18 protein-coding genes, 6 tRNA genes and 1 other RNA gene are annotated in these 21,178 nt (G+C 54.9%); 14 read left to right on the top strand and 11 right to left on the bottom strand.

Going from position 1 to position 21,178, the window contains the following annotated elements; all coding sequences use genetic code 11:
• Positions 1 to 134: 134 nt before the first annotated feature.
• The gene (locus BMF08_RS11355; RefSeq protein ID WP_099458750.1) at positions 135 to 1,832 is read left to right on the top strand and encodes a sensor histidine kinase; all 1,698 of its coding nucleotides are present in this window, start codon (positions 135 to 137) and stop codon (positions 1,830 to 1,832) included.
• A gap of 14 nt (positions 1,833 to 1,846) precedes the next feature.
• Positions 1,847 to 2,578: a LytR/AlgR family response regulator transcription factor gene (locus BMF08_RS11350; RefSeq protein WP_072567690.1), complete on the top strand. Its 732-nt coding sequence runs from the start codon at positions 1,847 to 1,849 to the stop codon at positions 2,576 to 2,578.
• 3 nt (positions 2,579 to 2,581) lie between these two features.
• Here BMF08_RS11350 and glk read toward each other — a convergent pair whose 3' ends face one another.
• On the bottom strand, positions 2,582 to 3,547 hold the full coding sequence (glk, locus tag BMF08_RS11345) for a glucokinase (protein WP_072567689.1): 966 nt from the start codon (positions 3,545 to 3,547) through the stop codon (positions 2,582 to 2,584).
• 198 nt (positions 3,548 to 3,745) lie between these two features.
• Here glk and mgrA point away from each other — a divergent pair, with 198 nt between their 5' ends.
• Both mgrA and ypeC read left to right on the top strand, forming a co-directional pair.
• Complete coding sequence (gene mgrA, locus BMF08_RS11340; protein ID WP_072567688.1) at positions 3,746 to 4,744, top strand: L-glyceraldehyde 3-phosphate reductase; 999 nt, start codon at positions 3,746 to 3,748, stop codon at positions 4,742 to 4,744.
• A gap of 124 nt (positions 4,745 to 4,868) precedes the next feature.
• Positions 4,869 to 5,204 carry a DUF2502 domain-containing protein gene (gene ypeC, locus BMF08_RS11335; protein WP_072567687.1) on the top strand — a complete coding sequence of 112 codons (336 nt, stop codon included), beginning with the start codon at positions 4,869 to 4,871 and terminating at the stop codon, positions 5,202 to 5,204.
• Positions 5,205 to 5,245: 41 nt separating this feature from the next.
• Here ypeC and BMF08_RS11330 read toward each other — a convergent pair whose 3' ends face one another.
• A complete protein-coding gene (locus tag BMF08_RS11330; RefSeq protein WP_072567686.1) occupies positions 5,246 to 6,484 on the bottom strand; it encodes an Nramp family divalent metal transporter in 1,239 nt (412 codons plus the stop codon).
• Positions 6,485 to 6,833: 349 nt separating this feature from the next.
• Here BMF08_RS11330 and BMF08_RS11325 point away from each other — a divergent pair, with 349 nt between their 5' ends.
• Entirely contained in the window at positions 6,834 to 8,021 is a 1,188-nt protein-coding gene (locus BMF08_RS11325; protein ID WP_072567685.1) for a NupC/NupG family nucleoside CNT transporter, read from the top strand.
• A 44-nt stretch (positions 8,022 to 8,065) separates the two neighbouring features.
• Here the strand turns inward: BMF08_RS11325 and BMF08_RS11320 are convergent, their stop codons facing one another.
• The 3 genes from BMF08_RS11320 to BMF08_RS11310 form a co-directional block, all read right to left on the bottom strand.
• On the bottom strand, positions 8,066 to 10,249 hold the full coding sequence (locus tag BMF08_RS11320; RefSeq protein ID WP_072567684.1) for a sensor domain-containing phosphodiesterase: 2,184 nt from the start codon (positions 10,247 to 10,249) through the stop codon (positions 8,066 to 8,068).
• A 221-nt stretch (positions 10,250 to 10,470) separates the two neighbouring features.
• Positions 10,471 to 10,546 (bottom strand) — tRNA-Ala (locus BMF08_RS11315).
• A gap of 40 nt (positions 10,547 to 10,586) precedes the next feature.
• Positions 10,587 to 10,662: transfer RNA gene (locus tag BMF08_RS11310), tRNA-Ala, on the bottom strand.
• A 217-nt stretch (positions 10,663 to 10,879) separates the two neighbouring features.
• On the opposite strand from BMF08_RS11310, the gene BMF08_RS11305 reads away from it, so the two are divergent.
• Together BMF08_RS11305 and BMF08_RS11300 are read left to right on the top strand one after the other, a co-directional pair.
• The gene (locus BMF08_RS11305; protein ID WP_072567683.1) at positions 10,880 to 11,242 is read left to right on the top strand and encodes a YfeC-like transcriptional regulator; all 363 of its coding nucleotides are present in this window, start codon (positions 10,880 to 10,882) and stop codon (positions 11,240 to 11,242) included.
• 1 nt (position 11,243) lies between these two features.
• Positions 11,244 to 11,642: a YfeC-like transcriptional regulator gene (locus tag BMF08_RS11300; RefSeq protein ID WP_072567682.1), complete on the top strand. Its 399-nt coding sequence runs from the start codon at positions 11,244 to 11,246 to the stop codon at positions 11,640 to 11,642.
• A 50-nt stretch (positions 11,643 to 11,692) separates the two neighbouring features.
• On the opposite strand, the gene gltX is transcribed toward BMF08_RS11300, so the two are convergent.
• Positions 11,693 to 13,108 carry a glutamate--tRNA ligase gene (gltX, locus tag BMF08_RS11295; protein WP_072567681.1) on the bottom strand — a complete coding sequence of 472 codons (1,416 nt, stop codon included), beginning with the start codon at positions 13,106 to 13,108 and terminating at the stop codon, positions 11,693 to 11,695.
• A 257-nt stretch (positions 13,109 to 13,365) separates the two neighbouring features.
• Between gltX and BMF08_RS11290 the strand changes: the two genes are divergently transcribed.
• The 5 genes from BMF08_RS11290 (at position 13,366) to BMF08_RS11270 (ending at position 13,904) form a co-directional block, all read left to right on the top strand.
• Positions 13,366 to 13,441 (top strand) — tRNA-Val (locus BMF08_RS11290).
• Between the two features lie 45 nt (positions 13,442 to 13,486).
• A tRNA-Val gene (locus BMF08_RS11285) sits at positions 13,487 to 13,562 on the top strand.
• A 31-nt stretch (positions 13,563 to 13,593) separates the two neighbouring features.
• Positions 13,594 to 13,669: transfer RNA gene (locus tag BMF08_RS11280), tRNA-Val, on the top strand.
• Between the two features lie 4 nt (positions 13,670 to 13,673).
• Positions 13,674 to 13,749: transfer RNA gene (locus tag BMF08_RS11275), tRNA-Lys, on the top strand.
• A gap of 29 nt (positions 13,750 to 13,778) precedes the next feature.
• Positions 13,779 to 13,904: non-coding RNA, RtT sRNA (locus BMF08_RS11270), on the top strand.
• A 124-nt stretch (positions 13,905 to 14,028) separates the two neighbouring features.
• Here BMF08_RS11270 and BMF08_RS11265 read toward each other — a convergent pair.
• The 3 genes from BMF08_RS11265 to xapA form a co-directional block, all read right to left on the bottom strand.
• Positions 14,029 to 14,919, bottom strand: coding sequence for a LysR family transcriptional regulator (locus tag BMF08_RS11265; protein ID WP_072567680.1), 891 nt, complete (start codon positions 14,917 to 14,919; stop codon positions 14,029 to 14,031).
• Between the two features lie 25 nt (positions 14,920 to 14,944).
• Positions 14,945 to 16,204: a nucleoside permease gene (locus BMF08_RS11260; protein ID WP_072567679.1), complete on the bottom strand. Its 1,260-nt coding sequence runs from the start codon at positions 16,202 to 16,204 to the stop codon at positions 14,945 to 14,947.
• A 61-nt stretch (positions 16,205 to 16,265) separates the two neighbouring features.
• Complete coding sequence (xapA, locus tag BMF08_RS11255; protein WP_072567678.1) at positions 16,266 to 17,099, bottom strand: xanthosine phosphorylase; 834 nt, start codon at positions 17,097 to 17,099, stop codon at positions 16,266 to 16,268.
• Between the two features lie 248 nt (positions 17,100 to 17,347).
• Between xapA and BMF08_RS11250 the strand changes: the two genes are divergently transcribed.
• A complete protein-coding gene (locus tag BMF08_RS11250) occupies positions 17,348 to 17,692 on the top strand; it encodes a FlxA-like family protein (RefSeq protein ID WP_072567677.1) in 345 nt (114 codons plus the stop codon).
• A 181-nt stretch (positions 17,693 to 17,873) separates the two neighbouring features.
• On the top strand, positions 17,874 to 18,878 hold the full coding sequence (locus tag BMF08_RS11245; protein ID WP_072567676.1) for a bile acid:sodium symporter family protein: 1,005 nt from the start codon (positions 17,874 to 17,876) through the stop codon (positions 18,876 to 18,878).
• On the opposite strand, the gene BMF08_RS11240 is transcribed toward BMF08_RS11245, so the two are convergent.
• Together BMF08_RS11240 and ligA are read right to left on the bottom strand one after the other, a co-directional pair.
• Positions 18,875 to 19,090 (bottom strand): DUF3820 family protein, encoded by a 216-nt coding sequence (locus BMF08_RS11240; RefSeq protein WP_072567675.1) that lies wholly within the window; start codon positions 19,088 to 19,090, stop codon positions 18,875 to 18,877. The genes BMF08_RS11245 and BMF08_RS11240 overlap by 4 nt on opposite strands.
• Before the next feature lies 1 nt (position 19,091).
• Positions 19,092 to 21,110, bottom strand: coding sequence for an NAD-dependent DNA ligase LigA (gene ligA, locus BMF08_RS11235; protein WP_072567674.1), 2,019 nt, complete (start codon positions 21,108 to 21,110; stop codon positions 19,092 to 19,094).
• Positions 21,111 to 21,178: the final 68 nt, after the last annotated feature.

Genomic DNA, 21,178 nt, shown 5'->3' with positions numbered 1-21,178 from the left:
TCGCTGACTGCCCGTCCGTCACAATCCCCTTTTGAAAACAGGGTTTTTCCTCTTAACCCTTTGCGGAAGTTAACTGGTCATCCGGCGTCAGATTTTTTATCATCTCTTTTCCACGCTATTCACACGAGTTTTCCGTGCACGAAATATTTAACATGCTGCTGGCGGTCTTTGATCGGGCGGCGTTAATGCTGATTTGTCTGTTCTTCCTGATCCGCATGCGCCTGTTTCGCGAACTGCTGCATAAAACCGCCCACTCGCCTAAAGAGCTGCTGGCCGTAACGGCCATCTTTTCCATGTTTGCGCTGTTCAGCACCTGGTCCGGCGTGCCGGTGGAGGGGTCGCTGGTCAACGTCCGTATTATTGCGGTGATGTCCGGCGGGATCCTGTTCGGCCCCTGGGTGGGGATTATTACCGGCATCATTGCAGGTATTCATCGCTATCTGATCGATATTGGCGGCGTGACGGCCATTCCCTGTTTTATCACCAGTATTATTGCCGGTTGTCTGGCGGGCTGGATCAACCTCAAAACGCCGAAAGCGCACCACTGGCGCATCGGCATTATCGCCGGGATGCTGTGCGAAACCCTGACCATGATCCTGGTGGTGCTCTGGGCGCCGACTACCGCGCTGGGGCTGGATATCGTGTCGAAAATCGGTATACCGATGATCCTCGGTACCGTATGTATCGGCTTTATTGTGCTGCTGGTGCAGAGTGTCGAAGGGGAGCAGGAGGCCAGCGCAGCACGGCAGGCCAAGCTGGCGCTGGATATTGCCAACAAAACGCTGCCGCTGTTCCGCCATGTGAATACGGAATCCCTGCGTCAGGTCTGCGATATTATCCGCCGCGATATTCATGCCGATGCCGTCGCCATTACCAACGTCGATCATGTGCTGGCCTACGTCGGTATCGGAGAAAACAACTACCGGGACAGCGATGACATTATCAGCCCCACCACCTTTGAAGCGATCAACTCCGGTAAAATCATCATTAAAAACAATGATGAGGCGCATCGCACGCCGGAAATCCACTCCATGCTGGTGATCCCGCTATGGGAAAAAGGCGTGGTCACCGGCACGTTAAAAATCTACTACTGCCATGCGCATCAAATTACTTCGTCGTTGCAGGAGATGGCGATCGGCCTGTCGCAAATCATTTCCACGCAGCTGGAAGTGTCCCGCGCCGAGCAGTTGCGGGAGATGGCCAATAAAGCGGAACTGCGTGCCCTGCAAAGCAAAATTAACCCGCATTTTCTGTTTAACGCCCTGAACGCCATTTCGTCCTCCATTCGCCTTAATCCGGATACCGCCCGGCAGCTGATTTACAATTTATCGCGCTACCTGCGCTATAACATTGAACTGAAAGACGATGAGCAAATTGATATTAAGAAAGAGCTGTATCAAATCAAGGATTACATCGCCATTGAGCAGGCGCGCTTTGGCGACAAACTGACGGTGATTTATGACATCGACGAGGAAGTTAACTGTGTGATCCCAAGCCTGCTGATCCAGCCGCTGGTGGAAAACGCCATCGTGCACGGCATTCAGCCCTGTAAAGGAAAAGGCGTGGTCACCATCAGCGTGGCAGAGTGCGGTAACAGGGTGCGTATCGCCGTGCGCGATACTGGCAACGGTATCGATCCGCAGGTCATTGAGCGGGTCGAGGCCAATGAGATGCCCGGCAATAAAATCGGCTTACTCAATGTGCATCACCGCGTAAAACTGCTGTACGGCGAAGGGCTGCATATTCGCCGCCTGGAGCCGGGAACGGAAATCGCCTTCTACGTGCCGCACGATCGCGCGCCCCTGCCCGCGCCGGTCACGCTGTTGCAATAATCAGGAGAGTCACCATGAAAGTCATCATTGTTGAAGATGAGATCCTGGCGCAGCAGGAGCTGAGCTGGCTCATCAAAGAACACAGCCAGATGGAGATCGTCGGCACCTTTGACGACGGCCTGGACGTGCTGAAGTTTTTGCAGCACAACAAAGTGGACGCGCTGTTTCTGGATATTAATATCCCGTCGCTGGACGGCGTTTTACTGGCGCAGAATATCAGCCAGTTTGCCCATAAACCCTTTATCGTATTTATTACCGCGTGGAAAGAACATGCAGTTGAAGCCTTCGAGCTGGAAGCTTTTGACTATATTCTGAAACCTTATCAGGAATCACGCATCATCAATATGCTGCAAAAGCTGGAGACTGCATGGCAGCAGCAGACTGGCGCAGGTTCCGGCAGCCCGGCGGTGCGTGAAAACGATACCATCAATCTGATTAAAGATGAGCGCATCATCGTTACCAGTATTCACGATATTTACTATGCGGAAGCGCATGAGAAGATGACGTTCGTGTATACCCGGCGCGATGAATTTGTGATGCCGATGAACATCACGGAGTTTTGCAGCAAACTACCGGCAGCGCATTTCTTTCGCTGTCATCGCTCATACTGTGTGAATCTGGACAAGATCCGCGAAATCGAACCCTGGTTTAACAACACCTATATTCTGCGACTGCGGGATCTTGATTTTCAGGTCCCGGTCAGTCGCAGCAAAGTCAAAGAGTTCAGGCAGTTAATGCACCTGTAACCCTTACAGGTAGTAGCCCAGCGTCTGACGTAAATGCGCACCCGCGCCCAGCAGACCCGGGTTGTCGTGCACGATCAGGTAGACCGGAATATCCTGCACGTAGGATTTGAAGCGGCCTTTGTCTTCAAAGCCGCCGCGGAAGCCGGAGGCAGTAAAGAAGTCGAGGAAGCGCGGCACAATGCCACCGGCGATGTATACGCCGCCGAAGGTGCCGAGCGTCAGCGCCAGGTTACCGCCGAAACGTCCCATGATCACGCAGAACAGCGACAGCGCGCGGCGGCAGTCGATGCAGCTGTCTTCCAGCGCGCGCTCGGTGATGTCTTTCGGTTGCAGATTTTCCGGCAGACGTCCGTCGGATTTCACAATCGCGCGGTACAGATTCACCAGCCCCGGACCGGAAAGCACGCGCTCAGCCGAAACGTGGCCGATTTCACTGCGCAGCTCTTCAAGGATAATCCCCTCTTCTTCGCTGTTCGGCGCAAAATCCACGTGACCGCCTTCGCCCGGCAGGCTGACCCAGCGCTTATCGACGTGCACCAGGTGCGCCACGCCAAGGCCAGTGCCCGCGCCATACACGGCAATGGGTTTGCCTTCTACCGGCTCGCCGCCGCCGAACTGCGTCAGATGCTCATTTTTCAGCATCGGGATCGCCATGGATACGGCGGTAAAATCGTTAATAATTTCCAGATGCGCAAAGCCGAGATTTTTCTTCATTTCCGCGATGGAGAATTCCCAGGTGTGGTTGGTCATCGCCACCCAGTCACCAGTGATCGGGCAGGCAATGGCGATGCAGCCATCCTCAACCTCTGCGCCCGTCTCGTCCAGATAGACGCGGACCACGGCTTCCAGCGTGGGATAATCCAGCCCGGAATAGGTTTTGGCGCGGGAAATCTCGCCGCTGTCGACATTACACAACGCCAGGCGTGCGTTAGTGCCGCCCACGTCACCTACTAATGCATACTTTGTCATTCTTTTTACTGCTCCGCTGAAGTCAGAAAAATTCTTTGGCACACTGTAAATTCAAGGCGCTTTAACAACAATGACCATAGCACGAGTGCCTGTATATTATTGAGCTTCATCACAGAATAACTTTACCGTTTCAGCAAAGTCTCAAAGCTGGTGTAAACGTATACACTGATGTTACGTCTGCCAATTGAGGATTAATGCATGGTTTATCAGGCCGATCCTGAGCGCTATAAAAAGATGGAGTTCCGCCGCTGTGGCGAGAGCGGTTTAAAGCTACCGGCGGTGTCGCTGGGGCTGTGGCATAACTTCGGAGACGCCACCCTAGTAGAAACCAGCCGCCAGCTGCTGCGCCGGGCTTTTGATCTCGGCATCACTCATTTCGATCTCGCCAACAACTACGGGCCGCCGCCGGGCTCCGCTGAGCGGCACTTTGGTCGTATCCTGCAGGAAGATTTTAGCCCGTGGCGCGATGAGCTGATCATCTCCACGAAGGCAGGCTACACCATGTGGGAGGGTCCTTACGGCGACTGGGGGTCGCGTAAATATCTTATCGCCAGCCTCGATCAGAGCCTGAAACGCATGGGCCTTGAGTATGTGGACATCTTCTATCACCATCGCCCGGATCCGGAAACGCCGCTGAAAGAGACCATGCGCGCGCTGGATCACATCGTACGCCAGGGCAAGGCGCTGTACGTGGGCCTGTCGAATTACCCGGCGGATATGGCGCGGCAGGCAATTGATATTCTTAACGATCTCGGCACGCCCTGCCTGATCCATCAGCCAAAATATTCGATGTTTGAGCGCTGGGTGGAAGATGAATTGCTGGATGTGCTGGCGGAGAAAGGCGTCGGCAGCATTGCTTTCTCGCCGCTGGCGGGTGGACAGCTGACCGACCGCTATTTACAGGGCATTCCTGCGGATTCCCGCGCCGCCAGCGGTAGCCGTTTCCTCAACCCCGATCAGCTCACCGAAGCAAAACTGCGTAAGGTGCGTCAGTTAAACGATCTGGCGCAGCAACGCGGCCAGAAGCTGTCGCAGATGGCGCTGGCCTGGGTGCTGCGTGACGATAAAGTAACGTCCGTGCTGATTGGCGCAAGTAAAGTGGCGCAGATTGACGATGCGGTCGGCATGCTGGCAAATCGCCACTTCAGCGCGGATGAATGTACCGCCATCGACCACATACTGAACAGCCCGGAATAACAGCACTTTTAGCAAATAATGCTGCCCTTCATGATTTAAGAGTTAAACCAATGCACCGGGGCTTTACAGCCCCGTAATATTGCATTAACAGGCCGTTTCGGCCCCGATCGTGAAGGAGATAAGTATGTTCAGGTCACTGATACTGGCAGCTGTTTTAATGGCTTCTGCCCCGCTGGTGGCAAATGCCGGCGAAATCACCCTGCTGCCCTCAATAAAATTACAAATTGGCGATCGTGATAATTACGGTAACTACTGGGACGGCGGCCGCTGGCGCGACCGTGATTACTGGCATCATCACTATCAATGGCGTGAAAACCGCTGGCGTCCACACGATCGCGGCTATCACCGCGGCTGGGACAAACGTAAAGCCTACGAGCGCGGCTATCGTGAAGGCTGGCGCGATCGCGATGACCACGGTGGACGCGGTCGTCACGGGCATGGTCATGGCCATCATCATTAATACAAAAAAAGCCCGGCATTGCCGGGCTTTTTAATCACGAATTAAAGACCTGTTACTGTTCCCACCAGCAGCCACATATTCAGCACCACCACCAGCAACACGATCAGCCAGCCAATGCGTTTTACCAGCGGCGTGTTGACCAGCTCGCCCATCAGTTTGCTGTCGCTGGTAAAGACCAGCAGCGGCACCAGCGCCAGCGCAATACCGAAGCTTAACAACACCTGGCTCATCACCAGAATGCGCGTCGGATCCAGCCCCATCAAAATCACAATAAACGACGGCAGCATAGTCACGGTACGGCGCACCCATAACGGAATATGGAAGCGGATAAAGCCCTGCATCACTACCTGTCCCGCCAGCGTGCCGACGACGGTGGATGACAGCCCTGCCGCCACAAGGCTAAGGCCAAAAATGGTGGCCGCCGCGTGGCTCAGAAGCGGCTCCAGCGTCAGATAGGCTTCATCGAGATCGGCCACGCCGGTGTGACCGCTGAAATGGAACGCTGCCGCCGCGGTCGCCATCATCGCCAGATTAACAAAACCGGCGATGGTCATGGCGATCGCCACATCCCATTTGGTGGCCGAATAGCGCTCTTTGCGCGATCCGCCATGCAGATGCTGCGTCAACGAGGAGTGCAAATAGATCACGTGCGGCATAATGGTCGCGCCCAGCACGCCCGCCGCGAGAAACACAGCCTCGGTAGTCGGCAGACTGGGGATCAGCATCCCTTTACCTAACGCCGCCAGTTTTGGTTGCGAGAAAAACAGCTCGACGATATAGGCCGCCGCCACAAACAGCAGCAGGCCGCCGATCACTTTTTCCAGCGGTTTTTGGCCGCGTTTTTGCAGCATCAGGATCAGAAAAGTGGCGATACCCGTCAGCACCGCGCCCTGCAGCAGCGATACGCCGAGCAGTAATTTAAAGCCGATGGCCGCGCCGATAAATTCCGCCAGATCTGTCGCCATGGCGATGATCTCCGCCTGCACCCAGTAAAACCACACCAGCGGACGCGGATAGTGGTCGCGGATCTGTTCGGCCAGGTTTTTACCGGTGGCAATGCCCAGTTTGGCAGACAGGATCTGAATGAGCATCGCCATCAGGTTCGCCCAGACCACTACCCACAGCAGCTGGTAGCCAAAACTGGCTCCCGCCTGAATATTGGTGGCAAAGTTGCCTGGATCGATATAACCGATAGCGGCAACGAACGCAGGTCCCATTAATGCGAACCTAAGCTTGCGCGCCGCACGACCACTGTTACTCTCAACGCGACTGTCGTTCATTTATGCCCCTGATATAGCCTTTGCTATGTTTCATGCTAACAAAATGAGAATGATTATCAAGATCACCTGATTTGGTTAAACTGATTGTTCTGATAGCCCGGAGCGATAGCCGGAAGGAATGTGCAGGTGGAAAGGCGCTCTTAACATTTGCCTCATCAATTTGTTAAAAGCTTAGCAGCAATATTAGCCTTTTCTCATCTTTACGTAACATAACAGAAATGTATGTTTGATCACTATTTTTGAGATTCGTCACAGGTAGTTACTATAGTGTGTTTTTGATCTCGTTTTCTTTACGCTTGTTGCATAGAATGTGCACGGAAATTAAACCTGCCTCATATTTGGAGCAAATATGTCCCGCGTTCTTCACTTTGTTCTGGCGCTTGCCGTTGTGGCCTTGCTTGCCTTGTTGTTAAGCAGCGACCGCAAAAAAATTCGCATTCGCTTTGTTATTCAACTTCTTGTTATTGAAGTTTTACTGGCCTGGTTCTTCCTGAACTCCGATGTCGGTCTGGGCTTTGTAAGAGGCTTCTCCGAAATGTTTGAAAAACTGCTCGGATTCGCCAATGAAGGGACAAACTTCGTCTTCGGCAAAATGAATGATGAAGGCCTGGCATTCTTCTTCCTGAAAGTGCTGTGCCCTATCGTCTTCATTTCTGCGCTGATCGGTATCCTGCAACACATTCGTGTGCTGCCGATTGTGATCCGTGCCATTGGTACCGTGCTGTCAAAAGTCAACGGTATGGGCAAACTGGAATCCTTTAACGCCGTCAGCTCGCTGATTCTGGGGCAGTCAGAAAACTTCATCGCCTACAAAGACATCCTCGGCAATATGTCCCGTAACCGCATGTACACCATGGCGGCCACGGCGATGTCTACCGTGTCCATGTCCATCGTGGGCGCGTATATGACCATGCTGCAACCGAAATACGTTGTCGCCGCGCTGGTTCTGAACATGTTCAGCACCTTTATCGTGCTGTCGCTTATCAACCCGTACCGTGTTGATGAGAGCGAAGAAAATCTGCAAATGGCCAACCTGCACGAAGGCCAGAGCTTCTTTGAAATGCTGGGTGAGTACATTCTGGCGGGCTTCAAAGTGGCGATTATCGTGGCGGCGATGCTGATTGGTTTTATCGCGCTGATCTCTGCGCTGAACGCTCTGTTTGCGACCGTGTTTGGTATATCTTTCCAGGGCATTCTGGGCTACATCTTCTACCCGGTCGCCTGGGTGATGGGTGTGCCATCTCATGAAGCCCTGCAGGTGGGCAGTATTATGGCCACCAAGCTGGTATCTAACGAATTCGTGGCGATGATGGATCTGCAAAAAATTGCCGGCACCCTCTCCCCGCGCGCAGAAGGCATTCTGTCTGTGTTCCTCGTTTCCTTCGCAAACTTCTCGTCCATCGGTATCATTGCCGGTGCGATTAAAGGTCTGAATGAAGAACAGGGTAACGTGGTCTCTCGCTTTGGCCTGAAACTGGTCTACGGCTCGACGCTGGTGAGTATCCTGTCTGCATCAATCGCCGCGCTGGTACTGTAATTCTGCGGTGTTAATAAAAACCGGGCTTGTCCCGGTTTTTTTATTTAGTCGCCTAAAGGCTGCGGTTTACCCAGTAAATATCCCTGCAAATATTCCACGCCCAGCTCCAGCAGCAGCTCACGCTGCGCCTGCGTTTCCACAAATTCTGCCACCACCGTCAGCGATTTCGCTTTCGCCAGCGTGCAAATCGCCTGCACGATCATCGCATCTAACGGGTCACGCTCGATGTCTTTTACGAAGGTGCCGTCAATTTTAATAATATCCGCATGCAGACGTTTTAAGCGCTCAAAATTGGCGTAGCCGGTTCCAAAATCATCAATGGCGATTTTAAAGCCGAAATCACGCAGTTGCTGAATGTTATGCAAAGTGGCTTCGGCATGGGAAAAGGCCTGCTCTTCAGTGATCTCGATAATCACGCACTGTGGCGACACGCCGTAACGCGTAAAGAGCGCGATAAGTTCTGTCGCCGACGCCTTTTGCATCAGCGTCATGGGCATCAGGTTGACGGAAAAACGCGCCCCGTCGCAGGGGACCGGATGCGCCCGTAGCCAGCGCAACAGGGTTTCGACCACCAGCATGTCAAAGCGCGGACTGAGATTAAAACGGCTGATCACCGGGATAAAACGATCCGGGGTAACGATTTCGCCGTCGCATTGCAGACGGGTTAAAATCTCGTGGTAGCCGCTGCCATCCGCCCTCCGGACCGGCTGGGCGTAGAGCACCAGTCCCCCCTCTTCCAGCGCGCGCTTTACGCTGTTCAACATCAGCACCTGCCCGGTAGTCTGGTCGGTGACTCTGTCGATACTTTGCGTCAGCGCCAGTACGCGCTGTGTCGTGCTGGCCTGACCGGAAAGCCAGCTAAGCTGTCCCAGCGTATGGTGCAGGTTTTCGCCCGCGCCTTCGATAACGCCCCAGGACGCGCCAAATTCAATCTCAATCGGCGTGTTGTGCCAGAAGATTTTCCGGCTGTTGAGATAATCCACCATATGCTGCAAACGCGCTTCTGGCTCCTGCCCATCCAGCACCAGTAATAACTCGCTTCCCGGCAGGCGGAACAGCTTCTCATGCGCCAGCATCAGCGGTTGCAGGTCGCGGGCAATGCTGCGCTTACAGTGCACGCGCATCATCATGCCGTAGTGACGGCTTAAAAATTCCAGGTTTTGCAAATGCAGACAGCACACGACCACGTGGGGATGCTGTTCCAGATGCTGCTCCAGGGCACGCAGATTGGGCAGGCCGGTCAGCGGGTCGGTAAGCGCCTGAGATTTCCATACCCGCCTGAGCCACTCGCTACGGTGATAAATATGCGCCGTATAGAGAATACAGATTGTCACCGCGATGAGCACCGACAGCACAAAAGCCAGCGAATAGTCTGTGCCGACGCCATGCAGAAAATTGCGATTGTAGGCCACCAGGAACCACGCGGCGATCCCCCAGCTTAACGCGATCAGCGGCGGCGTGAATTCCCGCACGGCGACCATAAACAGGATGAATACGATTGGCACCAGGTAACCGGCGATATATTTCGCTTCGATGGGACTACAAAGAACGATCAGAATAAAACTTAAAGCCAACAACCAGCTAACAGTAAAAATACGTTTACGCAAAGAAAAAATCGGAATAATACTGCGACGCCAGAAAGTACGGGCATAGTGCGGGTTCACCAGCATGCGTAGCGGATAATAAAACAAGGGGGTGAAAATTAGCACGGCGCAGATAAGACTCTGCAAATCAATAATATTATAAATAACCGACGTGGGATCCGAGAAGTTGGAAAGGGAAACCGGATAATCGAACCATTCATTCGCTAAATACATTGAGAGTTTAATACCGGCGGGCGCGAAAAATCCTAACCAGAATATCCGGACACCCATGTATTTATCCGGAAAGGCGTAACGCCAGCGGCTGCCCAGCCGCCATCGCACAAGGGCGCAGGCCAGCAGTACCGGCGCGATCTGGCAAAAGAGCAGTAACACGGCCTCACGTAAGGAGAGATCCATCAGCCAGTGATTTATTAACGCGAAGGCCACGACGATCGGCAATATACTTCGTCGACCAAAGAGCAGAATAATGGACAGCATCGCGCTCAAGGGTAACCAGGCCAGAAAAGCATCCCCCGCCTGGACCAGCGCTGTTGGTGAAAGAATTCGGGAAGTTGTAACGGCTGCGAGACAAATAATGAATGCAAGTATAAATAGTGTTGCGTGTTTATAAATATTAATTTTCATTATGTTTACTGATTTAATCTCACCAACCGCGTTAATCCGAGCCGGAATAATAAGTTCATTCTCAATATCAGGCAAGCTAAGCGCGGGATATTAGCGCGGCAATACAATAAACAGAGGTTTACAGGAATTATCCAGGATAAACAGAAGAAAACTGACATAACAGGAAGCGGTATTTGCAACAGACATAAAAAAACCCCCGCCACAGGCGAGGGTTCAAATTTTGGTGGAGCTAAGCGGGATCGAACCGCTGACCTCTTGCATGCCATGCAAGCGCTCTCCCAGCTGAGCTATAGCCCCACAATGTTATTTACGCACCAAATCTGTTGGGATCAGAATTTGGTGGAGCTAAGCGGGATCGAACCGCTGACCTCTTGCATGCCATGCAAGCGCTCTCCCAGCTGAGCTATAGCCCCAATGCGTAAAGCGTGTCGTGTTGACGGGCGGCATAATATGAATTCCGCCGCGAGGTGTCAACGGCAAAATCAGAAAGCGCCGCTCAATCGCTGAAAAAGCAGTCAAATGAATGACATTGCGAGCCTGCTCGCAGACGTTAGTTAAACCCGTCACACTTTCCTGTTAAAGGGTGCTATAAGATGAACCACTAACCCCCACATCTCGTCAGGAAATTGCATGATCAAGGAACGGATGACGCCGGATGAGCTCGCCAGGCTCACGGGATACAGTCGCCAGACCATCAATAAATGGGTGCGTAAAGAAGGCTGGGTTACCTCGCCAAAACCAGGCGTTCAGGGTGGAAAAGCCCGTCTGGTGCATATCAATGAGCAGGTGCGCGAATTTATACGCAATGCGCGCCGCGCGATCGATGACAGTACCGGTGACGAGGCGTACGGCCTTGAGCCCTCGCTGGAAGCGCTTTTAATGACGCTGGCGAAGGAAATGACCCCGGCAGAACAAAAACAGCTGACTTCCTTGCTGCTACGCGAGGGCATCAGCGGCTTATTACAACGGCTCGGTCTGCGCGACCAGAACTAACATGATGAAAATACCTGATAGATTAACCACTGAAGAGCTGGCTGATTATGTTGGCATGACAAAACAGACGGTGAATCGCTGGATCCGCAGATACGGCTGGCACACCGAAAAGATCCCCGGCGTAAAAGGTGGACGAGGAAGGCAGATCCTTATCGATAATAAGGTGCGGGCTTTTATTATGAAGCTGCCAAAATTTCGTCATCTTGCAGCTGGTCGTTTACTGGCTGAAGCCCCTGCCCCTTATGGCAATATATCGCCAGCACTGCGTCAGATCGTCAGCGTTTTACAAACAATGACGTCTTCCGAAGAAACGCAACTGGATCGTCTGTTGAAGAGGGAAGGATTGCAGTACATGCTGAGCCGCCTCGACATCCATGACAGGGACGCCGCAGGCAAATAAAAAAACGGCAGGATAAACCTGCCGTTCGTTTTTATGCTGACCTGAAAGAATTACTGCTGGCTTTCGCGTGCGGCAATATATTCCAGCGCTTTATTGATGCGCTCAACGCTGCGGGTTTTACCGATGGCATGCACGGTAACGTCCAGCGCCGGAGACTGGCCTGCGCCCGTCACCGCCACACGCAGCGGCATCCCCACTTTGCCCATCCCCACTTCCAGCTCGTCTGCAGTAGCCTGAATAGCGTGATGCACATTTTCCGCCGTCCAGTCGGTAATGGCCGCCAGCTTGTCGCGCACCACTTCCAGCGGTTGACACGCTACCGGACGCAGGTGTTTTTTCGCCGCATCCGCATCCAGCTCCTCGAAGTCCTGGTAGAAGTAGTGGCAGCTCTCCGCCATCTCTTTCAGGGTTTTGCAACGCTCGCCCAGCAGTTTCACCAGATCCGCCAGCTGCGGACCGTTGCGGGTGTCGATGTTCTGCTGCTCGATATGCCATTGCAGATGGGTGGCGACGTATTCCGGCGGCAGGGTGTTGATGTAATGGTGGTTCAGCCACTGCAGTTTTTCGGTGTTGAACGCACTGGCGGATTTGCTGACCGCGCCGAGTGAAAACAGCTTGATCATCTCTTCACGGGAGAAAATTTCCTGATCGCCGCTGGACCAGCCGAGGCGCACCAGATAGTTGAGCAGCGCTTCCGGCAGATAGCCGTCGTCGCGATACTGCATGACGCTGACCGCGCCGTGACGTTTGGATAGTTTTTTGCCATCGTCGCCGTTGATCATCGATACGTGCGCATACACCGGCACCGGCGCATTCAGCGCTTTAAGGATGTTAATCTGGCGCGGGGTGTTATTGATATGGTCTTCGCCGCGGATCACGTGAGTGATCTCCATATCCCAGTCGTCCACCACCACACAGAAGTTATAGGTCGGGGAACCGTCTGTACGGCGGATAATCAGATCGTCCAGCTCCTGGTTGCTGAACTCAATCGGGCCACGGATCTGATCGTCAAAAATTACCGAACCTTCCTGCGGGTTAGCAAAACGCACAACGCAGGGTTCGTCGTCAGCATGATGCTCATGACCGTGACGGCAGCGGCCGTCGTAGCGCGGCTTTTCGCCCTTCGCCATCTGTTCTTCACGCAGCGCGTCCAGGCGCTCTTTAGAGCAGTAGCATTTATACGCCGTGCCAACTTTTAACATGTCGTCGATCACCGCGTTGTAGCGATCGAAACGTTTAGTCTGGAAATACGGGCCTTCATCCCACTCCAGGCTCAGCCAGTTCATGCCGTCCATGATGGCTTCGATAGCCTCCGGCGTAGAGCGCTCAAGATCGGTGTCTTCAATACGCAGCACAAACTCACCGTCGTGATGACGTGCAAAAAGCCAGGAATAGAGCGCGGTACGCGCACCACCAACATGCAGATAGCCAGTGGGGCTTGGCGCGAAGCGAGTTTTAATTTTCATGAATTGGCCTTACGTTGATAAAGATGCCGATAACCGGCAAGTCCTGGAAAATCGAGTGGGCAATATTCTATCACTCCAGGCTGATTCCTCAATGTTGTTACCGCCATGGGCGCGGCAAATCCGTTTTTTGTTGAGAAATCATGCGCGAATGCAGGCTTTGTCGCCACGTTGTTTAATTTTACGACGAACAAACAAAATCTTTAGAAAAGGCGTTGACTCATTTTCAACTCTCCCTATAATGCGACTCCACACAGCGGGGGTGATTAGCTCAGTTGGTAGAGCATCTCCTTTACACGGAGGGGGTCGGCGGTTCGAGCCCGTCATCACCCACCATCTACTTAAAGGTAGACCCGCAGTGCAGATAAGACTTGAGACGTGGGGTGATTAGCTCAGTTGGTAGAGCATCTCCTTTACACGGAGGGGGTCGGCGGTTCGAGCCCGTCATCACCCACCATATCTCACCTTATCAACAGCAGTACCGAAATGGGTGATTAGCTCAGTTGGTAGAGCATCTCCTTTACACGGAGGGGGTCGGCGGTTCGAGCCCGTCATCACCCACCATTTCGGGTCGTTAGCTCAGTTGGTAGAGCAGTTGACTTTTAATCAATTGGTCGCAGGTTCGAATCCTGCACGACCCACCAATGTGGAAAGGCGCCCTAAAGGCGCCTTTTTGCTATGCGTGAAATGCAGGATGAGAACCTGCCGCAGGTTCGGGTCGAGCGAAGCGAGACAACGGAGCCGCTGGCGGCGACGGCCCGAAGGGCGAGCGAAGCGAGTCATCCTGCACGACCCACCAATGTGGAAAGGCGCCCTAAAGGCGCCTTTTTGCTATGCGTTTTTTGCCGGGTGGCGCTGCGCTTACCCGGCCTACAAGATCCAACCGCGCCCATGCCCGGCAAGCCTGCGCTGCCGGGCATGAGTTACGCTTGATGCGTCAGCGCCGCCAGTAAACCCGCTAACACCGGCGTCACCTGTTTTTCCTCATACACCACATACAAATCCGCGGGAATACGTTCTTCGAGCGGGCGAAATGCCACGCCGGGCCACTGCATTTGCGCGTAGCTGTCCGCCATCAGGGTGATGCCCATCCCCATGCTGATCATCGCCAGCACTGTTTGCGGCTCCACCGCTTCGCGCACGATCACCGGTGAAAATCCCGCCCGCTGGCAGACCCGTTGCAGGAACGCCCAGTCAGAATGCACCGACGGCAGCGTGACAAAATGTTCATCGCGCAATAGCGACAGCGGAATGGATGAGCGGGCCGTCAGCGGATGCTCATCCGGCATCGCCACCAGAAACGCCGCCTGCTGCACCCGCTGGCGGGTCAGCCCGGCGGGCAGATCCTGCGCCATCCGCCAGATACCGGCATCCAGTTCCCGCCGCTCCAGCAGCGTCTGCTGCCTTCCGGGTGATTTCTCACGAAACCGCACCTCGACGTCCGGATTGTCCTTCAGAAAGCGATACAGGACGTTACGCATGCCGCTCCACAGCGCCGTGCCCACCACGCCCAACTCTATGCGCCCTGCCTCGCCTCGCCCGATCTGCTCCACCCGCGCCAGCGCCTGGTTGACGTTACTCAGCAGACGGCGCGACTCCTCCAGCAAAATCTTTCCCGCATGGGTTAACACCACGCTGCGGGAATGGCGGACAAACAGCTGCGTCCCCAGCTGGTTTTCCAGGTCTTTGATGTGAAAACTCAGGGGCGGCTGCGACATGTTAAGGCGGGCCGCAGCCCGCCCGAAGTGCAGTTCTTCTGCCACAGCCAGAAAATAGCGCAGCAGTTTCAGGTCGATTTTGTACAGCGGTTCCATCAGATTCGCACGCCTGCGAGGATCATTAAACCTCTGAACGTACCACATCTGCGCGCTTATCAGGTTGATGTTTATAGTTAAAGGCGAAATAAAAGATCACCGCCAGCGCCAGGGCATAGCCAGCAAACACCAGCCAGATGGTCTGCCAGTCCTTCACGCCATCAACGGAAAAATAATCCACCGCCAGCCCGCTCAGGATTGAGCCGACATACGCACCGACGCCGTTGACCATGGTCATAAACAGGCCCTGCGCGCTGGCGCGGATCTCTGAACTGACCTCCTGCTCAACAAACACCGAACCGGAAATGTTGAAGAAATCAAAAGCGCAGCCGTAAACAATCATCGACATCAGCAGCAGCATACAGCCGAACGGCGACGGATCGCCAAAGGCGAACAGCCCAAAGCGCAGCATCCACGCCACCATGCTCATCAGCATCACCGTTTTTATGCCGTAACGCCGCAGAAAAAACGGGATGGTGAGGATAAAACCGATCTCTGCCATTTGCGATACAGACAACAAAATCGACGGGTATCTCACCACCAGGCTGTCGGCAAACTCCGGCTGGCGGGCAAAGTCATGCAGGAAGGGATTGCCAAACACGTTAGTGATTTGCAGCACCGCGCCCAGCAGCATGGCAAAGAGAAAAAACACCGCCATACGGGGATTTTTGAACAACACAAAAGCATCAAGGCCGAGCTTACTGCTCCACGACTGCGACACTTTTTTCGCCACCGTCGGGATTCTGGGCAGCGTTAAGGAGTAGACCGCAAGGCACAGTGATGAAGCAGAGGCGATATAGAGCTGGGCGCTGCTCAGTTCCAGATCCATCAGGCTGACCGTCCACATGGCGATAATAAAGCCCACTGTGCCGTAAACGCGGATCGGCGGAAAATGGCTGACCGTATCCAGCCCTGCCTGCGCAAGACACGAGTAAGAAATACTGTTCGACAGCGCAATGGTCGGCATAAAGGCCATCGCGTTGACCAGCATCACCCAGAACATCAGATCCGGCGTACTGACGCTGGCGGCGTAAAACATCGCCCCGGCGCACACCAGATGGCACAGCAGGTAAGCCCGCTCCGCCCGCAGCCATTTATCGGCGATGATCCCCATAATGCCCGGCATGATAATGGCCGCCAGCCCTTTCGAGCTGTAGACCATCCCCACATTTGCGCCGGTAAAATGCAGGGTATTGATCATGTACGAACCGAGGGTCACCAGCCAGCTTCCCCAGATGAAATACTGCAAAAACGACATGATTTTTAAGCGAACCGTGATCCCCATAGTCTTTTCCTTGTCGCAGAAGGACAAACCGCCCCGGCCAGCGGAGCGGTAGGTGTGATTATCAGGCCAGCTTGCGCAGGAAACCGCAAATCAGGTCGATGAAGTTCTGGCGGGACAGCTCCGCCGCCGCGAGAGTCTGCGCATGAGAAAGCTTCACCTCCCCCAGCCCTTCCGCCAGGTTGGTGATGGCCGACACCGCCACCACTTTCATTCCGCAATGGCGGGCGGAAATGACTTCCGGCACCACGGACATGCCCACCACATCGCCGCCGATAATCTGCATCATACGGATCTCCGCCGCCGTTTCGAAGTTCGGGCCGGAGTAAGAGACGAACACTCCTTCACTGAGCGGGAAACCCGCTTCCTGCGCCACGGTGTGCAGCAGCGCGCGGTAATCCGCGTCATAGGCGTTCGCCAGGGAGAAAAACCGTTCGCCGAAGCGGTCATCGTTCGGCCCGCACAGCGGCGATCCCGGCATAGTGTTGATGTGATCTGAAAGGGCGACAAGACTGCCCGGCCCGACTTCCGGACGCAGCGATCCGGCAGCATTGGTACAGAACAGCAGTTCGCAGCCCAGCAGCTTAAAGGTACGTACCGCATCGGTCATCACCGTCATGCCGCGGCCTTCATAAAAGTGTCCGCGGCCTTTCATACAGGCTACCGGTACGCCCGCCAGCGTACCGAGCACCAGCTCTCCCGCGTGACCGTGGACGGTGCTGACCGGGAAGCCCGGTAAGTCTTCATAAGAGATGGCTACCGCATCCTGAATCTGATCCGCCAGCGCGCCCAGCCCGGAACCTAAAATAAAGGCCACGCGTGGGGTGAAGTTGGGTTTGCGTGCGCGGATGATGTCAGCACAGGTAAAAGGATGATCTGAAAAATGCGAAGAGGTCATGGCGCGTCCTTAATCGTTATGTATTGCCATGCGGAGAGGGTTCCGCGGGTACTCTGGCTTTATAACGAGTCATCGGCTTTCCTGACCAATACACTTTTCGGTGCCTATTGATAGCGCCTCTGTATCAATGGCGGGGGTCAGCAAAATGTCCTCAGAATTATTTACGCTGGCAATGGTAAAGAGTGCGAGTCTCAAGCTCTGCTGAAAAATGCCGATAAAACAATTTTATGGCAAACAAGGAGTTCATCATGACCACCATCTCGACGACCACCCCGTCAGTGCAAACCGGCGGCAGCGCTGGCTCGTCCAGCGCAGGGAACGACACCGCGGCGCAGATCAGCCGTCTGACGCAGAAAATCAACAAACTGACCGCGCAGCTGAAAGAAGTGGCGAACGGCTCAGGCACTGTCGAAGAAAAGCAAAAGCAGCAGGAGCAGATCCGCGCGCAGATCCAGATGCTCCAGGCGCAGCTGGCGCAGCTGCAAAACGAGCAGGCCAAAGAAGCGGAAAAGAAACAAGAGCAAAAACAGCTGACCCAGGCCGAAGGCGTCAACAACCCGTCTGACGACCACAAGATCGATATTTATATTTAACCGCGCAACTGCATCTGGCTCCGGCTTTCCGCCGGGCCTTTCCCCCGCCCTGCCTTTTTTACTCTTCTGAATTGCACGTATCGGATCCTTAACCTATCTGTTTCATAAATGAATGACAGAAATGACTTTTATTTCGCAGAGAGAAAAACGCAGAATAACGATACTGACTTCAGGAGTGTTTATGAAAATTTTCCGCATTCTCGATCCCTTCACCTTAACGCTGGTGGCGGTGGTATTACTGGCGTCGTTCTTCCCGGCGCGCGGTGGCTTTGTGCCCTTTTTTGAGGGACTGACGACCGCCGCCATCGCCCTGCTGTTCTTTATGCATGGCGCAAAACTCTCCCGCGAAGCCATCATCGCCGGCGGCAGCCACTGGCGGCTGCATCTGTGGGTGATGTGCAGCACCTTTGTGGTGTTCCCGGTACTGGGCGTCCTGTTTGCCTGGTGGGCGCCGGTTAACGTCAGCCCGGAGCTATACACCGGTTTTCTGTATCTGTGCATTCTGCCCGCCACCGTGCAGTCCGCCATTGCCTTTACTTCCCTTGCCGGGGGTAACGTGGCCGCGGCCGTCTGTTCGGCGTCAGCGTCGAGTCTGCTGGGGATTTTCCTGTCGCCGCTGCTGGTGGGCCTGGTGATGAATATGCATGGCGCGGAAGGCAGCCTTGAGCAGGTAGGAAAAATTATGCTGCAACTGCTGCTGCCGTTCGTGCTGGGCCACCTGTCGCGTCCGTGGACCGCAGGCTTTGTGACTAAGCATAAAAAATGGATTTCGAAAACGGACCAGACGTCGATCCTGCTGGTGGTCTATTCAGCCTTCAGCGAGGCCGTGGTGAACGGCATCTGGCATAAAGTGGGCGCAGGCTCGCTGCTGTTTATTGTCGTCGTCAGCATTGTGCTGCTGGCGATTATCATCGGCATCAATATCTTTGCCGCCCGCCGCTTCGGGTTCAACAAGGCTGATGAGATCACTATTGTTTTCTGCGGCTCGAAGAAAAGTCTCGCCAACGGTATTCCGATGGCGAACATTCTCTTCCCCGCGTCGGCGGTGGGCATGATGGTGTTACCGCTGATGATTTTCCACCAAATCCAGCTGATGGTCTGTGCGGTGATGGCGCGACGCTATAAGCATCAGACAGAAGTGTTGCAGGCGCAGGAGGCGGCCGCCTCCGACGCCACGCAGGGTTAAGGACGTCGCAGGGGCTGTACCAGCTGCGTCAGCCCCTCGGTTTTGATCAGCAGGGTGAATGCCATCAGCTGACCAAGATGCCCGGCGGGGAATTCATCCTTACGGGCAAACCACAGCAAATACTCTTCCGGTAAATCAATCAGCCTGCGCCCTTTGTATTTCCCAAAGGGCATTTCGGTATTGGCGATTTCAATCAGCTGCGCTTTATCCATTTCACGCACCCAATAAACGGATCATCTCCGCCTCGTCGATTACCTCTATCCCCAACTCCTGCGCCTTCGCCAGCTTCGATCCGGCAGCTTCGCCGGCGATCACCAGATCGGTTTTCTTCGATACGCTGCCCGCAACCTTCGCCCCCAGCGCCAGCAGCGCCGCTTTGGCATCATCACGTGACATCTGGCTCAGGCTGCCGGTCAGCACGATGGTTTTACCGGCGAACGGACTGTCGATTTCTTCGGCATTGACCACCACAGGTGCCGCCCAGTGGATCCCCACTTCTTCCACCAGCTGGCGGATAACGTCCCTGTTGCTCTCTTCATCCAGGAAGTGACGCACATGGGTGGCGACCACAATGCCGACGTCCGGCACTTTTTGCAGTTCGTCGATGGAGGCGGCGATCAGCGCGTCCAGCGTGCCGAAATAGGCTGCCAGCCCGGCGGCGGTGGCTTCACCCACTTCACGAATGCCCAGCGCGTACAGGAAACGGGCAAAAGTGGTCTCTTTCGATTTTTCCAGCGCGTTAACGATATTCTGCGCGGATTTCGGCCCCATGCGATCCAGCCCGGTGAGTTTCCCGGCGGTGAGTCTGAACAGATCCGCTGGCGTATGGACGTACTCTTTCTCCACCAGCTGGTCGATAATTTTATCGCCCATGCCGTCGACATCCATGGCACGGCGCGAGACAAAGTGCTTAAGAGATTCTTTACGCTGCGCGCCGCAGATCAGGCCGCCGGTACAGCGGGTTACCGCTTCGCCTTCTACGCGCTCCACATCCGAGCCGCAGACCGGGCAATGGGTCGGGAATTCTACTTCGCGGGTATTCGCCGGACGCTCCGACTCAATGACGTTCACCACCTGCGGGATAACATCCCCGGCGCGGCGGATCACCACTTTATCGCCGATTTTCAGCCCCAGGCGGGCAATTTCATCGGCGTTATGCAGCGTGGCGTTACTGACCAGCACCCCCGCGACATGCACCGGCTCCAGACGCGCCACCGGCGTGATGGCACCGGTACGCCCCACCTGGAATTCAACATCGCGCACCCAGGTCATCTGCTCCTGGGCCGGGAATTTAAAGGCCACCGCCCAGCGCGGCGCACGGGCGACAAAGCCGAGCTGCTCCTGGAGATCCAGCGAGTCCACCTTGATCACCACGCCGTCAATATCGAAACCCAGCTGCGGGCGGTCTTCTTCGACCTTGTGATAAAAATCCAGCACCGCCTGCGGCGTGTCGCAAATGCGGATACGGTCGCTGACCGGCAGTCCCCAGCGTTTGAACTGCTGTAACCGTTCAAGATGGCTGCGCGGTAGTTCGCCGCCTTCCAGAATACCGACGCCGTAGCAGAAGAAGGTTAACGGGCGTTTGGCGGTGATGCGCGGATCAAGCTGGCGCAGCGAGCCCGCGGCGGCGTTACGCGGGTTGGCAAAAATTTTACCGCCAGTGCGCCGGGCTTCCTCGTTGATCTTCTCAAATCCCGCCTGCGGGAGGAACACTTCGCCGCGCACTTCGAGGCGCGCCGGAATATTGTCACCGTGCAGCTTCAGAGGAATGGCGCGGATGGTGCGTACGTTGGTGGTGATGTCTTCACCGGTCGTGCCGTCGCCGCGTGTGGCAGCGCGGATCAGCACACCGTTCTCATAAAGAATACTCACCGCAAGGCCGTCCAGCTTCAGTTCGCAGCAATAGCTCAGCGCGTCGGTGCTTTTCAGTCGATCCTGCACGCGTTTGTTAAAAGCCAGAAAGCTCTCTTCATCAAAGACGTTGTCCAGCGACAGCATGGGCACTTCGTGGCGGATCTGGGTAAAGGCGCTTAAAGGGGCGGCGCCCACGCGCTGGGTTGGCGAGTCGGGGGTGATCAGGTCGGGATGCTGCGCTTCCAGTTCACGCAGTTCACGCAACAGCCGATCGTATTCGGCATCGGGCACTTCCGGCGCGTCCATCACGTGATACAGGTATTCATGATGGCGAAGCGTGGTTCGCAGTTCTGTAAGTTGTTGTTCGATTGATTCCATAACACACCATCAATAATAAAAACCCCCGACAGGCGGGGGTTCAGGAAGGGGTTAGAACAGCCATACGC

Source organism: Enterobacter sp. SA187, assembly GCF_001888805.2.
GTDB lineage: Bacteria > Pseudomonadota > Gammaproteobacteria > Enterobacterales > Enterobacteriaceae > Enterobacter_D.
The sequence above is the reverse complement of the archived record's forward strand: the minus strand, read 5'-3'. Positions and strand labels throughout refer to the sequence as shown.